12 protein-coding genes are annotated in these 14813 nt (G+C 65.2%); 2 read left to right on the plus strand and 10 right to left on the minus strand.

Annotation, left to right across the window (positions count from 1 at the left end):
* Positions 1-71: 71 nt before the first annotated feature.
* The 8 genes from AC3WLX_RS11870 to AC3WLX_RS11905 all read right to left on the minus strand — a co-directional run bounded on the left by AC3WLX_RS11870 (position 72) and on the right by AC3WLX_RS11905 (position 9641).
* A complete protein-coding gene (locus AC3WLX_RS11870; RefSeq protein WP_492336059.1) occupies positions 72-2381 on the minus strand; it encodes a xanthine dehydrogenase family protein molybdopterin-binding subunit in 2310 nt (769 codons plus the stop codon).
* Between the two features lie 81 nt (positions 2382-2462).
* The gene (murJ, locus tag AC3WLX_RS11875) at positions 2463-3989 is read right to left on the minus strand and encodes a murein biosynthesis integral membrane protein MurJ (RefSeq protein WP_492336060.1); all 1527 of its coding nucleotides are present in this window, start codon (positions 3987-3989) and stop codon (positions 2463-2465) included.
* A 94-nt stretch (positions 3990-4083) separates the two neighbouring features.
* Positions 4084-4497 (minus strand): type II toxin-antitoxin system VapC family toxin, encoded by a 414-nt coding sequence (locus AC3WLX_RS11880; protein ID WP_492336061.1) that lies wholly within the window; start codon positions 4495-4497, stop codon positions 4084-4086.
* Positions 4497-4754, minus strand: coding sequence for a type II toxin-antitoxin system Phd/YefM family antitoxin (locus tag AC3WLX_RS11885; protein ID WP_492336062.1), 258 nt, complete (start codon positions 4752-4754; stop codon positions 4497-4499). The genes AC3WLX_RS11880 and AC3WLX_RS11885 overlap by 1 nt, the downstream gene beginning before the upstream one ends.
* Before the next feature lie 93 nt (positions 4755-4847).
* Entirely contained in the window at positions 4848-6035 is a 1188-nt protein-coding gene (locus AC3WLX_RS11890) for a DegT/DnrJ/EryC1/StrS family aminotransferase (RefSeq protein WP_492336063.1), read from the minus strand.
* Positions 6036-6044: 9 nt separating this feature from the next.
* Entirely contained in the window at positions 6045-7049 is a 1005-nt protein-coding gene (locus AC3WLX_RS11895; protein WP_492336064.1) for a Gfo/Idh/MocA family oxidoreductase, read from the minus strand.
* A 182-nt stretch (positions 7050-7231) separates the two neighbouring features.
* The gene (locus AC3WLX_RS11900; protein WP_291619089.1) at positions 7232-8644 is read right to left on the minus strand and encodes a mannose-1-phosphate guanylyltransferase/mannose-6-phosphate isomerase; all 1413 of its coding nucleotides are present in this window, start codon (positions 8642-8644) and stop codon (positions 7232-7234) included.
* Positions 8645-8651: 7 nt separating this feature from the next.
* Positions 8652-9641 (minus strand): SDR family NAD(P)-dependent oxidoreductase, encoded by a 990-nt coding sequence (locus AC3WLX_RS11905; RefSeq protein WP_492336065.1) that lies wholly within the window; start codon positions 9639-9641, stop codon positions 8652-8654.
* Positions 9642-9875: 234 nt separating this feature from the next.
* Here AC3WLX_RS11905 and AC3WLX_RS11910 point away from each other — a divergent pair, with 234 nt between their 5' ends.
* Positions 9876-10835, plus strand: coding sequence for a lysylphosphatidylglycerol synthase transmembrane domain-containing protein (locus AC3WLX_RS11910; protein ID WP_291619093.1), 960 nt, complete (start codon positions 9876-9878; stop codon positions 10833-10835).
* The gene (locus tag AC3WLX_RS11915; RefSeq protein WP_492336066.1) at positions 10832-11851 is read left to right on the plus strand and encodes an MraY family glycosyltransferase; all 1020 of its coding nucleotides are present in this window, start codon (positions 10832-10834) and stop codon (positions 11849-11851) included. Before AC3WLX_RS11910 ends, AC3WLX_RS11915 begins: the two co-directional genes overlap by 4 nt.
* Here AC3WLX_RS11915 and AC3WLX_RS11920 read toward each other — a convergent pair.
* Together AC3WLX_RS11920 and AC3WLX_RS11925 are read right to left on the minus strand one after the other, a co-directional pair.
* Entirely contained in the window at positions 11839-12786 is a 948-nt protein-coding gene (locus AC3WLX_RS11920) for an NAD-dependent epimerase/dehydratase family protein (RefSeq protein WP_291619097.1), read from the minus strand. The two genes, AC3WLX_RS11915 and AC3WLX_RS11920, sit on opposite strands and share 13 nt — an antisense overlap.
* 35 nt (positions 12787-12821) lie before the next feature.
* Positions 12822-14735, minus strand: a complete 1914-nt coding sequence (locus AC3WLX_RS11925; RefSeq protein WP_291619099.1) for a nucleoside-diphosphate sugar epimerase/dehydratase — start codon at positions 14733-14735, stop codon at positions 12822-12824.
* Between the last annotated feature and the right edge of the window lie 78 nt (positions 14736-14813).

The raw sequence follows: 14813 nt of genomic DNA on the forward strand, positions 1-14813 counted from the left end.
TCTTGGGAGATCGGCCACATCAATAGACCCCCGCGGCGGACGTTTATTCCGTCCGCGGGGAAGGTCACCGTTCACAGGCTGTGCCGCCGGTGATGCTCGTGGATCGCGATCCACACCCGCTCCGGCGTCGCCGGCATGTCGATATGGTCGATCTTATACTCGCGCCAGAGCGCATCGACGATGGCGTTGACAATCGCCGGGCAGGAGCCGATCGCGCCGGCCTCGCCCGCCCCCTTCACCCCCAGCGGATTGGTCTTGCAGGGGATGTTGTTGGTCTCGAACACGAAGGCAGGCCCGTCCGCCGCGCGCGGCAGCGCGTAGTCCATGAAGGTCGCGGTGATGAGCTGCCCGTCATTCGGCCCATACACCACCTGCTCCATCAGCGCCTGGCCGATGCCCTGCATGGCGCCGCCATGCACCTGGCCCGCAAGCAACAGCGGATTGAGCGTCTTGCCGAAATCGTCGACGATCACGTAGTTGACGATCTTGATGATGCCGGTGGCCGGATCGATCTCGACCTCAGCCACATGGGTGCCGTTCGGATAGGTACCGTCGGCGCTGGCGAAGGTCGCGCTTCCGTTCAGCTTCGACGGATCGACGCCGGGCCGCTTGGCGAGATCGGCAAAGGAAATCGAGCGGTCGGTACCGGCGATGCGGATAACGCCTTCCGAGATTTCGAGGTCACCGGCGCTCGCTTCCAGCGCCTGCGCCGCGATCTCCTTCAGCTTCTGGCCGAGCTCGCGCGTGGCGCGTTCGACGCTGACGCCGCCCGAGGGAATCGAGGCCGAGCCGCCGGTGCCGAGGCCGGTCTTGATCTCGTCGGTGTCGCCCTGGTGGACGTGGACGCGCTCCGGGGCAACGCCGAACTGCTCGGCGACGATCTGCGCATAGGCGGTCTGGTGGCCCTGCCCGCTCGACTGCGTGCCGATCAGCACGGTGATGTCGCCGTTGGGGTCCATCCGCACATGGGCGGTCTCCTCGCCCATGGTGCCGCAGATCTCGACGTAGCTCGCAAGACCGATGCCGCGGATCAGGCCGCTCTTCTTGGCGAGCTTGGCGCGCTTGGGAAATTCCTTCCATTCCGCGATCTCCATCGCGCGCTTGAGATGCGCGGCGAAGTCGCCGGAATCATAGACCTTGCCCGTGGCCGTCTTGTAGGGCAGCGCCTTCGGCGGGATGAAGTTCTTGCGGCGGATGGCGTCCGGCGTCATGTCGAGCTTTCGCGCGCAGGCATCGACCAGGCGCTCGATGACATAGGCCGCTTCAGGACGGCCCGCGCCGCGATAGGCATCGACAGGCACGCTGTTGGTGAAGATCGTGCGCACCCGGCAGTGGAACGCCTGGATGTCGTAGAGGCCCGGCAGCATGCCGGCACCGCCATGCGGGATGTAGGGCCCGAAGGTCGACAGATACGCACCCATGTCGCCCATCAGGTCGCAATCCATCGCGAGGAACTTGCCGTCCTCGGCCAGCGCCATCTTGGCGGTGGTGACGTTGTCGCGGCCCTGCGCATCGCCCATGAAATGCTCGGTGCGGTCGGCCGCCCATTTCACCGTCTTCTTGAGCTTCTTGGCTGCAACCGCCATCAGCGCGTATTCGCGATAGGGGAACAGCTTCGTGCCGAAGCCGCCGCCGACGTCGGGGCAGATCACCCGCATCTTGTCGGTGGGGATGTCGAGCACGTTCTGGCAGAGGATGTCGCGCAGGCGGTGGCTGCCCTGGCTGCCGATCGTCAGCGTCAGATGGTCGCGCTTGGCATCGTACTCGCAGACCGCGGCGCGCGTCTCCAGGAAGCTCGCGACCACGCGCGGATTGACGATCGAGATTTCAGCGACGGCATGCGCCTTGGCAAAGGCGGCTTCGGTCGCCGCCTTGTCGCCGATCGAGACGTCGAACAGCACGTTGCCGGGCTTGTCCGGCCAGACTTGCGGCGCGCCCTTCTTGATGGCGTTGACGACGCCCGTCACGGCAGGCAGCGGCGACCATTTGACTTCGATCGCCTCGATCGCGTCGCGGGCCTGGTCGATGGTCTCGGCGACCACAAAGGCGACGGCATCGCCGACATGGCGCACTTCGTCCTTGGCCAGGATCGGGTAAGGCGGGCCGGTAAACGGATCGGTCTCGAGGTTGAACAGGCACGGCAGATTGCCGAGATCCTTCACGTCATCCGCCGTCAGGATCAGCGCGACACCAGGCAGGCCGCGGGCGCGGCCCGCATCGATGGTGTATTTGGCATGCGCGTGCGGCGAGCGCAGCACCAGGCAGCGGAGCGCAGCCTGCGGCGCGTAATCGTCGGTATAGCGGCCCTTGCCGCGGATGAGCGCGTCATCCTCCTTGCGCAACACGCTTTGGCCAACGCCGAACTTGATGGGAGCCGCCATTGTCTGTTCCCGTTCTCATGGTTGTTTTGTGGGCCATATTGCCGTGGAAAAACCGGCAAGGCAAACGGTTGGCAACAAAAACTAGCCGCGTACCAGCGAGACCAGCCAGTTGCGGCCAAACAGCGCGAGGATAGTAACCGCGTAGACGATGGTGCCCCCGAAGGCGAGCAGAACCAGCGTCAATTCGTCCCGCAAGTGCATTGCACCCAGCAAGGCACCGCTAAAGTGCGCGATCAGCCAGAACGCGGCGGCCAGGATCAAACCGGTCAGCAGGAATTTACCGAGCGACAGCAGCCAGGCGCGGTCCAGCACGAGGAAGCCGCGCCGCACGGCGAAGAACAGCACCAGCAAGAGATTGGTCCAGACGCCGACGGCAGTTGCGAGCGCGAGGCCGATCTGGGCGAGCGATCCCATCAAGGCGACCTTCAGCGCGACGTTGACGGCGATGCCGGTGAGCGACGCGCGCACCGGCGTCGCGGTGTCCTTGCGCGCATAGAAGGTGGCGACTGCACTGCGGATCAGCACGAAAGGAATGAGGCCGATGGCGTAGGCTGCGAGCGTGCCGCCGGCGGCAACCGCATCGGCCTGCGAGAAGGCTCCGCGGGCGAACAGCGCGCGCATGATCTCGTCGGGCACGGTGAGGAAGGCCGCCACGAACGGAATCGAGAACAGCAGCGTGAAATCGAAGGCACGGCGTTGTGCCCTCATCGCGCCGTCCTGATCGTTGGCTGTGATCCGCCGCGACATCTCCGGCAACAACACCGTGCCGATGGCGATGCCGATCACGCCGATCGGCAATTGGTTCAGACGGTCGGCATAATAGAGCGCCGACAGAGCGCCCGCGGGCAGGAAGGTCGCGATGATGGTGTCGGCAAACAGCGCAACCTGCGTGCCCATCGAGCCCAACGTCGCCGGTCCCAGGGCTTTGAAAAATCCGCGGACGTCTTCGTCGAGCTTCAGCGGCGCAAAGCGCGGCAGGCCGCCATGGCGGGCGAGATCGCCGGCCAGCAGGAAATATTGCAGGAAGCCGGAGATCAGCACGCCCCAGGCCGCGGCGTGGCCGGCCGTCGGAAACCACGCGGCGAGCGCCAGCGTCATCATCATCGCGACATTGAGGAAGATCGAGGCGGCCGCGGCGCTGGCAAAGCGCTGCATCACGTTGAGCATGCCGCCATAGAGCGTCACCAGCGTGATCAAGAGCAGATAGGGAAAGGTGATCCGGGTCAGTTCGATCGCGAGCTTGCGCTGCTCGGCGTCGTTAGAAAAGCCGGGCGCGAGAATGCTCATGGCCTGCGGCATGAACAGCCAGGCGACGACCAGCAGCACCACCTGCGAGGCCAGCAGCAGCGTGAAGATGCGGTCGGCGAACAGGCTGGCTGCGCCTGCGCCCTTCTCGCCATGGACATGGGCATAGGCCGGCACCCAGGCCGCGTTGAAGGCGCCCTCGGCGAAGATCGCGCGGAAATGATTGGGCAGCCGAAGCGCCACGAAGAACGCGTCGGCCACCGGGCCGGCACCGAGGATCGCCGCGAGCATGATGTCACGGGCAAACCCCGTCAGCCGCGAGAGCAGCGTGTAACCACCAACCGTGAAGATGCGTCCGAGCATGCGCCTGTTCTAGACCGTTATCTATCGGCCGATAAGCCTGCGAAGTGATGACTCTGGCAATCCGGCTGCCCGCCGTTCCGATTGTTTTGATGGTTCAAGTGCGGCCGCTGAAGGGATCGAGCACCGTAACTCCGGCGGGTTTGAAGTCGGACACATTTCGCGTAACCACGGTAAAGCCATTTTCAAGCGCAGTCGCCGCGATCATGAGATCGGCGCTGTCGTTGCCCAGGGCGGCGCTCAGCGCGCCCCAACGGCGGGCCGCACGCAAATCAAAAGGAACGATCTGCTCGCCGTAGAGATTCACGACCTGATCCAGCCAGGCAGCAAGAGCGACGGCAAATTCCGGGTCGGCCGCGCGTTGTCGGATAATGCCACGCTCTATTTCGCCGATGCTGACGACACTGAGAAAAAGATCGGTGGTTCGCTGGCGCTCGAACCATTTGACGACACCCGGATTTCGTTCCCGTCTGCGCAACTCGGACAGGATGACGGTGTCGATCAGAAACATCAGATTCCGGACTCGCGCATCCGAACTTTGGCCCGAGGAAATTCGTGATCATCCTGCGGCATGGCGAGTAACACATCGGCGAAGGACGGCGCCTGAGCGCGTTCGAGGCGCCGCAGGCGTTCATACTCCGTTACGTCGACCACCATCACGGCCGGCTTGCCGTGTTTCGTCACCGTCTGCGGCGCGCGGCGCGCGGCCTCGACGACCTCGCTGAACCGATTCTTCGCGTCCTGTATGGACCAATTGCGCCGGGACATGAGCGATCTATTCTAGCTAGAATTTCTAGCCAGAATAGTCACCCTTCGCTCATTCGTCAATGCGTCCGGCTGTCCGGCGTTGAACCGCCGAAATTACCTCGCGAGCGCGCCTTGCACTGCGGCGATCACCCGCTCCTGGTCGGCCTCGGTCAGATAGGCGTGCATCGGCAGGCTGATGACGTCCTGCGACAGGCTCTCGCAACCCGGCAGGCCACCCTCGGCGACCGGATAGTGCTTGTAGGCGGTCTGCTGATGCATCGACTTGCCGTAATAGATCGCGGTCGGCACGCCCTGGGCCTTGAGCGCCGCAGCGAAGCCGTCGCGGTCGGTGCCCCTGGGAAGACGAATGGTGTACTGCGCCCAGACCGAGGTATTGCCCGGCGCGAGGCGCGGAACGGTGACCACGTTCGACAGCCCGCGCGCGTAGCGCTCGGCGACCCTGTTGCGCGCGGCGATCTCGTCGTCGAAGATCTTCAGCTTCTCGATCAGGACCGCGGCCTGCATGGTGTCGATCCGGCCGGTCAGGCCGAGGCGGACGTTGTCGTATTTGTCGACGCCCTGCCCGTGCACGCGGATGCTGCGCAGCGTGGCCGCGAGCTCGTCGTCATCGGTGAAGATCGCGCCGCCGTCGCCGAAGCAGCCGAGCGGCTTGGCCGGGAAGAAGCTGGTCGCGGTGGCGAGCCCGAAGGTGCCGAGCTTGCGGCCCTTGTAGCTCGCGCCGAAGCCTTGCGCGGCGTCGTCGAGCACGAACAGGCCCTCGTCCCTGGCGATCTCGGCGATGGCATCATGATCGGCCGGCTGGCCGAACAAATCGACCGGAATCACCGCGACCGGCTTCAGGCCCGCCTTCCGGGCGGCCGCAATGCCGCGCCTCAGCGATTCCGGGCTCATGTTGAAGGTCGTCTCGTCCACGTCGACATAGACAGGCGTCGCGCCGGTCCGCGCCACCGGCGAGGCGGTTGCGATGAAGGTGAAGGACGGGCACAGCACGGCATCGCCCGGCCCGACATTCTTCGCCATCATCACCATCAGGATCGCATCGGTGCCGCTGGCGCAGCCGATCACGTGCTTGGCGCCGCAATAGGCCGCGAGCTGCTTCTCGAGCTCGAACACTTCGGGGCCGTTGACGAACTGGCAATGGTCCATCACGCGCTTGACCGCCGCATCCAGCGAGGCGCCGAGCCGGCGGCGCTGGGAAGCGACGTCGATGAAGGGAATGGGTTCAGAACGCAGATGCTGGTTCATGGTCTGGTTCTTGGCGCCTTCTCGATTGGTCGACATGGAAACGGGTCAGCCGGCGACGCGGCGTGGCGCCTTGCGGGCCGGCGAGGTGGCCGCGGGACGCGAGGGCGTCTCCAGGCACTGCGTGGCGATCTCGAGGCTGGCAACGCCCTCGTCGCCCGTCACCGCCGGAGCTTCGCCGCTACGCACCGCCTTCAGGAACGCGATCAGCTCGGCGCGCAGCGGCTCGTCGTGGCCTACAGGCAGATGCCGCATCGAATAGCTGCCATCCGGCTTGAAACCGAAGCACTCGGTGACCTGGCGCGTGAGCAGATCACCCATCACGTATTTGCCGCGGGTCGCGACCGTGACGCTGCGCGCCTTGAACGGCGTCAGCCAGTTGGTGTTGATGTGGGCGAGCACGCCATTGGCGGTACGAAACTGCAAGAGCGCGATGTCCTCGCGCTCGGCGACCGCGCTCGACAATTGCGGCTGCACCTCGACGATGTCGGATTCGGTGAACCACCGGATCAGGTCGATGTCGTGCACGGCGAGGTCGATGACGACGCCGACATTGGACATGCGCGGCGGGAACGGGCCGACGCGGGTGATCGCGATGGAGAGGATATCCTCGCCCGCGATCGCCTGCTTGACCGCGGCGACGGCCGGATTGAAGCGCTCGACATGGCCGACCATCAGCGTGACGCCGGCCTTTTGCGCGGCGGCGACGATCTCGCGCCCCTCCTCCACCGTGGACGCGATCGGCTTCTCGACCAGAACGTGGATGTTCTCGGCGATGCAGGCGAGCGCGACCTCGTGATGCAGATGCGTGGGAGCCGCGATGGTGACGGCATCGACGCCTTCGGCGAGGAGCTGCTCGAGCGTCTCGAAGCTTTCGCAATTGGCAAGTTCCGTCGCCCGCATGCGATGCGCCGGTGAGGGATCGACGACGCCGACGAGGCTGACGCCGGGAAGGCCGCTGAGCACGCGCGCGTGGTTGCTGCCCATCACGCCGGCACCAATGACGCCGACGCGCAAGCCGGCCTTTGCCGGCGCAGATCCCCTGGAACTCATCTGAGCAAACCCCGATTCAACCCAAATCCCCGGCGCGCTTCTAGCACGGACGCCACATTTGTGGCGAATGGCGGGCTAGCGGGCCGGACACGATTTGATTCAAAAAGTTACACGTTCCCCGGGCCTTAAGCCGAAAAACATACCGCTTCTCGGCCCAGGTCGCGTGATTCGGAGCTTGCTGGTTACGACCTTTGATAGTCGTCTTCAATCCGGATGATGTCGTCTTCCCCGAGATAGCTTCCAGTCTGGACCTCGATCAGTTCCAGCTGGATCTTGCCGGGATTCTCCATCCGGTGGACGGCGCCCATCGGGATGTAGATCGATTCGTTCTCATGCACCGTCTTCACGGTCTCGTTCACCGTGACCTGGGCCGTGCCGCGCACCACGATCCAGTGCTCGGCGCGATGGTGATGCTTCTGCAGCGACAGGCGTCCGCCCGGCTTCACCACGATGCGCTTGACCTGGTGACGCTCGCCGTTGTCGACGGATTGATAGCTGCCCCAGGGCCGGTGCACCTTCAGGTGCTCCTCGGTGACCTTCGGCGCGACCGTCTTGAGCTTGGTGACGAGCCGCTTCAACCCGTTGGCATCCTTCTGGCGCGAGACCAGAATCGCATCCGCGGTTGCGACCACGACGAGATCGTCGACGCCTTCGAGCGCGACCAGCGCGGAATCGGTGGTGACGTTGCAGTTGCGGGAATCCTCGAACACGGCGGTGCCGTGCGCCGCATTGCCTTGCGCGTCCTTCTCCGACAGCTCCCATACCGCGAGCCAGGAGCCGACGTCGGACCAGCCGCAGGACACCGGCACCACGGCGGCGCGCGATGTCTTCTCCATCACCGCATAGTCGATCGAGATCGCCTTGGCCGCGGCGAATGCCTGCGGCTCCAGCGTGACAAAGCCGAGATCGCGGCCGGCATTGTTGACGGCGCTTGTCACGGCATCGACGCTTGCCGCGTCGACCTTGCGGTACTCGTCGAGCAGCACACCCGCCGGGAACATGAAGTTGCCGCTGTTCCAGAGATAGCCGGAATTGACGTAATCGGAGGCCTTCACCGCGTCCGGCTTCTCGACGAACCGCGTGACCGCATGCACCTCGCCGGAGATCACTTCGCCCGGGTTGATGTAGCCGTATTCGGTCGCCGGCCGCTCCGGCTTGACGCCGAAGGTGACGATGCGCCCGGTACTCGCGGCGTTGAGGCCCTCGCGGCAGGCGGCGACGAAGGCGGCCTTGTCCTGCACCACGTGGTCGGCGGCGAGCGCGAGCACGATCGCCTCGCTGTCGCGGTTCTGCGCGAAGGCCGCGCCTGCGGCGATCGCAGGACCGGAATCGCGCCGCATCGGCTCGAGGATGACGTCCGCCTCGATGCCGATCTCGGCGAGCTGCTCCAGCACCATGAAGCGATAGGACGCGTTGGTGATGACGATCGGCCGGTCGAACAGGGCAGCGTCGGACACGCGCAGCAGCGTGTCCTGGAAGGTCGAGCGCGTGCCGAACAGCGGCAGGAATTGCTTCGGGCGCACCTCGCGCGAAGCGGGCCACAGCCGCGTGCCGGCACCGCCGCACATGATCAGGGGGATTATGCGTTTGTCCATGGTGATTTCAAACCTTGAAATAGTCGCGATACCAGGTGACGAAATTATGGACCCCATGCTCGATCGGCGTTGACGGCGCAAAGCCGGTGTCGCGCATCAGATCCTCGACATCCGCGAACGTTTCCAGCACATCTCCCGGCTGCATCGGCAGCAATTCTTTGATCGCCGTCCGGCCCAGCTCCCGCTCCAGAAGACCGACGACGTGCATCAGTTCCTCCGGATGGTGATTGCCGACATTGTAGAGCTTAAACGGCGCATTTGCGGCAGCCGGATCGTCCGCAGGCACAAGATCGACCAGCTTCGATACGACGCGCGTCACGTCGTCGATATAGGTGAAGTCGCGCCGCATCTTGCCGTGGTTGAAGAGCCGGATCGGCTTGCCGGCCAGGATGGCATTCACGAACAGAAACATCGCCATGTCGGGCCGGCCCCACGGGCCGTAAATGGTGAAGAAGCGCAGGCCGGTGACCGGCAGCCGATAGAGATGGCTGTAGGACTGCGCCATCACCTCGTTGGCTTTCTTGGTCGCGGCATAGAAGCTCACGGGGTGATCGGTACGGTCTGCAACGGCAAATGGCAATTTTGTGTTGGCGCCGTAAACGGAGGATGACGAGGCGTAGACGAGATGACGACAGGAATTGTTGCGGCAGCCCTCCAGCACGTTGAGAAAGCCCACGAGATTGGAATCGGCGTAAGTCTGCGGCTGCTCGATCGAGTAGCGAACGCCGGCCTGCGCGGCGAGATGCACAACCTTGGCAAAACGATGTCGCGCAAACAGCGCCGCCATCGTCTCGCGGTCGGCAAGGTCCGCCTCGACGAAGGAGAAGCGGGGCTGGTCCCTGAGCAGCGCAAGGCGCGCTTTCTTCAGCGCCGGATCGTAATAGCTGTTGAGATTGTCTAGCCCGACGACAGGACGGCCTTCGCCCAGGAGCTGGCGGGCGACGTGAAAGCCGATGAAACCGGCCGCGCCGGTAACCAAAATCGCCTGATCCGTCATCCTGTTCCCTGGGGATCGCTAGCCGCCCCTGTTTAGCCGCCACCTCGACACGGTCGCAATAGGCTCCCTGTTGCTCCGACCGGCTTCTTCATGACGCCCTTAACGACGGCTCTTAACGACGGCTCCCAAGAAGGGCTATTGCAAGATCGGCGCCAAAACCATACCACAGCGGCCGAATTCGGCGCCTTGCGTCGGGTCGCCTCAATCTTCGCAAACCCTGTTCATGCGGGCGAGATGCGCCGAATCCTGCTGTCGACTGCCAAAATCGTGATCTCCGCGGCGCTGCTCTATCTGGCGTTGCGCAAGGTCGATCTGTCCGAACTGTTCTCGCGCTTTACCGTGACCAGCCTGCTCTGGATCGGCGTCGCGATCATGGTCACGTTCGTGCAGATCTTCGTCGGCGTGCTACGCTGGCGCGAGATCAGCGCCGTTTGCGGCGCGCCGCTCGAGCTCGGCCGCGCCATGCGCTACAACGTGATCGGCTCGTTCTTCAACCAGACCCTGCCCTCGGCCATCGGCGGCGATGCGGTCCGGCTGTGGCTGGTCGCGCGCGCCGGCGCGGGCTGGCGTGCAGCGACCTACTCGATCTTCGTCGACCGCGCCGTCGGCCTGATCGCGCTCGCGGTTCTCATCGTCGCCAGCCTGCCCTGGAGCTACGCCCTCATCACCGATCAGCACGGGCGCTCGGCGCTGCTGCTCGTCGATCTGCTGGCGCTCGCCGGCGGCCTCGGCTTCCTGGTTTTCGGCGCGCTGAAATGGCCATGGCTGAAGACCTGGTGGGCGACGCATCACATTCACGCCTGTGCCGTCATCGCCAACCGCGTGATCTTCAGCCGCACCCGCGGTCCGCTCATCGCCATCCTGTCGGTCCTCGTGCACGTGCTTGCCGTCGTCATCGCCTGGTGCGTCGTGCAGTCGATCGCGGCCCCGGTCCGCTTCAGCGACGTCTTTCTGCTGGTGCCGCCGGTGATGCTGATCACGATGATGCCGATCTCGATCGCCGGCTGGGGCGTGCGTGAAGCAACGATGGGCCTGGCGTTCGGCTTCGCGGGACTTGCCCCCAACGAGGGCGTCAACGTCTCGCTGCTGTACGGCGCCGTGTTCTTCATCGTCGGCGCCGTCGGCGGCCTGGTCTGGATCCTCAGCGCGGAGAAGGCCGCGCAAGGGTCGGCTCCGATCGGAGTGCCGGAGTGAGCTCGGCTGCCGAGGCGCTCGCTGGTGCGCCACTCTTGCTTGCGGTCGTGGCCGCGGCGCTGATCTCGGCGCTCGTCACCTGGATCAGCCGCCCCCTGCTGCAGCGCTACGCGCTTGCGCGGCCGAATGCGCGGTCCTCGCATCGCATCCCGACGCCGCAGGGCGCCGGCATCGCGGTGATCGCCGCGACGCTGATCGTCGCCTCGCTCTGGGCGGCCTCGGCCAATGTCGCGATCCCGCCGGCGCTGGTCGCTGCGACGGTCGTGATCGCGCTGGTCGGCTTCGCGGACGACATCGTGTCCCTGCCCGTGCTGGTGCGGCTGGCGCTGCAGGCCTCCTGCGTCGGCGCCGTGGTGTTCACCGCGCCCGAGACCGCGCGCATCGTGCCTGCGCTGCCGCTTGCTCTGGAGCGCGGCCTCGTCGTCCTTGCCGGTGTCTGGTTCGTCAACCTCGTCAACTTCATGGACGGGCTCGACCTGATGACGGTGGCGGAAGTCGTGCCGGTCACCGCTGCCCTGCTGTTGCTGGGAATGTTCGGGGATCTCTCGTGGCCGGCCCTGCTGATCGCCGCCGCGCTCTGCGGCGCCATGCTCGGCTTTGCGCCGTTCAACCGTCCGGTCGCAAAAGTCTTCCTGGGCGATGTCGGCAGCTTGCCGATCGGCCTCTTGCTCGGCTGGTGCCTGCTGGAGCTCGCCCTTCGGGGCCAGCCGGCCGCGGCGCTGCTGCTCGCCGCCTATTATCTTGCGGATACCACCATCACGCTGTTTCGCCGCATCATCAGGCGCGAACCGTTCTGGTCGGCGCACCGCACGCATTTTTATCAGCGCGCGACCGACAGCGGGTTCACGGTCAAGCGGGTGATCGCCGAGACATTCGCGCTCAATCTCGTGCTGGCGTTGCTCGCCATCGTCACCGTTCGCGCCGGCTCGACGGCGATCACGATGATATGCCTCATCGCTGGCGCGGCCGCCGTCGCCTTCGTGCTGCGGCGATTCGCCGGCGCTCAGCCGGCTTGAGCGGACACCGCGAGCCGCAGACCCTCGTCGAGGGAAACCTCCGGCTGCCAGCCGGTCGCGAGCGCCTTGGAGAGGTCGAGTTCGAGCGAGCCGACCAGGCCGTCATTCATATCCTGGCGCCCCATCATGCGCAGGGCCGTGCTGAGCAGGGCCGGCGGTATGCCGAACAGCCGGGCGCTCTTGCCGGAGGCTCTCGCCAGGCGCGCGATGAATTCGGGCGTCGAGACCCGCTCCGTGTCGGCGAGCAGGAATATCTCGAAATTGCTTGCGGGGTCGGGATAGCCGAGCCGGTGCAGGATGAATGACGACAGGTTCTGCACGGATAGAAAGTTGCGGCGATTGCGGATCGCCGCAAAGGGCATAGGCAGCCCCAGCCTGACTGCGCGCGCCAGCAGCGGGAAATTGCCCTTGGCGTGCGCACCGTAGATCAGCGGCGGCCTGATCACCGAGATCTTCATGCCGGCTTCGCGCGCCAGCAGCCTCAAGCCCGCCTCGGCCTCGGCCTTGGACGTGCCGTAGAGGCCACGCGGCGTCGGGACGTCGCTCTCGCTGAACGGCGCACGGCCGTCATTGCTGCGGCCGTGAACGAGAACGGTGCTGATGAAGATGAAATGACGCACGCCGGCCCTCGCCGCACAGCGCGCCAAGTGCAGTGTGCCCTCGACATTGACGTTGCGGTAGAGCTCGACCGCGTGCTCATCGTTCTTGTAATGCACGCGCGCGGCGAGATGGACGACGGCGTCGACGCCTGCCAGCGCGGCCTGCCACTCGGTCTCCGGGCCGATCGATCCGATCACGACCTCACTGTCGCTCCCCTTCGGGCTGCGCACCGCCGGGCGAACCGACCACCCCGCCCGCGCCAGCGCTGGCACGACATGCCGGCCCAGGAAGCCGCTCGCCCCCGTCACCAGCGCGACCGGTTTCCGTTCGCTCATCGTTGCTCCCCGAGCGCGAGATTGCGCAACAAAGCTCAGGCCGCCGTTGACCCGAACTCGGGCACGGCATCCTTCAGGATGGTCCTGATGGTGGCGCGATCGTCGCGCGCGATCGCCTGCTCCAGCGCCACATTCCATTTGCGCAGCGTTTGCATCGGCGGCTCGTTCGGCTGCGCAGCCATGATGCCGGGCACGCCGATCTCGCGGGTCGGCTCCTCCGAGGCGAACAGGATCTCGTGCAGGCGCTCGCCCGGCCGCATGCCCGTGAACACGATCTCGATATCGTAGCCCGGCTGCAGCCCGGACAGGCGGATCATGCGTTCGGCGAGATCGACGATCTTCACCGGCTGCCCCATGTTGAGCACGTAGACCGAAACGTCGGGACGCTGCGTGCCAAGCGCATGCGTCGCCGCGGTGATGACGAGATCGCAGGCCTCACGGATGGTCATGAAGTAACGGACCATATCGGGATGCGTCACGGTCACGGGACCGCCGGCCTCGATCTGGGCCTTGAACTTCGGCACCACCGACCCGTTCGAGGCCAGCACGTTGCCGAAGCGGACCGAGATCAGCCGCATCGGCGGCTTGGTGCCGTTGGCTCCGGCTGCGAGGTCGCGATCGAGCGCCTGGCAGTACATTTCGGCGAAGCGCTTGGTGAGGCCGAGCATTGACACCGGCTCGATCGCCTTGTCGGTCGAGATCATCACCATCGCCTCGGCGCCGGCCGCAACGGCGGCGTCCGCGACGTTGATGGAACCGAAGATGTTGGTCTTGACACCCTCGCTCCAATCGCGCTCCAGGATCGGCACGTGCTTGAGCGCCGCGGCATGGAAGACGATGTCGGGCTTGAACTCGGCCATCAGGCGCATGATGCGCTCGCGGTCGCGGATGTCGGCAATCCGGCCTTCGATCTGGGCAGTCGCACCACGCGCGGCCAGCGCCTCGGTTACCGCGTAGAGCGCCGGCTCGGAATTTTCCACGATCAAGAGACGCGCCGCGCCGAACGCGACCACGCGCTCGCAGATCTCGGATCCGATCGAACCACCGCCGCCGGTGACGATCACGGCCTTGCTCCTGATCAGGGCCTCGAGGCGCGCATAGTCGATCTTCTCGCTCGGACGCAGCAGGAGATCCTCGACCGCGACGGCCGTGAGCCTTGGCGTGTCGCCGCTCTCCAGCGAGGGCATCCGGCTCACGATCACGCCCAGCTTGCGTGCCCGCATCAGGATCGATTCCGGATGCGAGTCCGGCTCGAAAGCCGACGGCGTCATGATGAGGCGCGCGATCGCCTTGTCGCGCTTGGCGAAGTCCGAGATCACGTCCTCGACGTCGTCGATCCCGCCCAGCACCGGCACGTTGCGGATGAGTTGGCCAAGGTCGGCACGCGATGGCGACAAGACGCCCACCGGCCAGATGTGCTTGATCGCTCCGCTCTCGATGCCGCGCAGCAGCACCTCGACATCAGCGGCGCGGCCGATCAGCAGCGTCGGCGCGGCCTCCCCGCCTCTCGCGTGACGCCGCACCCGCGTATAGCGGAAGTAGCGATAGGTCATGCGCAGCGCGCTGAGGAAGAAGATCTCGAGGAACCAGTAGAGGATGATCGTCACCTTCCCAAGGAAGAAGGCGCCGCGAACGTTGGGGGCAACGAGGATGTAGTCGAGGACGAGCAGGGCAACCGTGAGCACGGTTGCCGCGCGAATGATGTTCAGCGCGTCAGGCAGCGAGATGAAGCGCCATTTCGTCGTGGTCAGATTGCTGAGGAAGAACACCACCACGCTGAAGGCGAGGAAGTAGGGCAGGATATGGAACAGCAGCGGCAATCGCGCGTAGAAACCGTCGCCACCTTCGAATCGAAGATAGAAGGCAACGAAAAGCGCTGCCGTCGTCGCCAGCAGGTCGTGGAGCGCGATGAGGAAATTGCGCGAGGTAAGATGCGTAAATCGCGTCATCCGCCGACCGATGAAGACCCAGTTAGATGCAACCTGACCGCGCTGATAGCCCATCTGGACAAGACTTGCCAGCCGCGC

The sequence above is a fragment of the Bradyrhizobium sp. FW305-F6 genome (assembly GCF_058782905.1).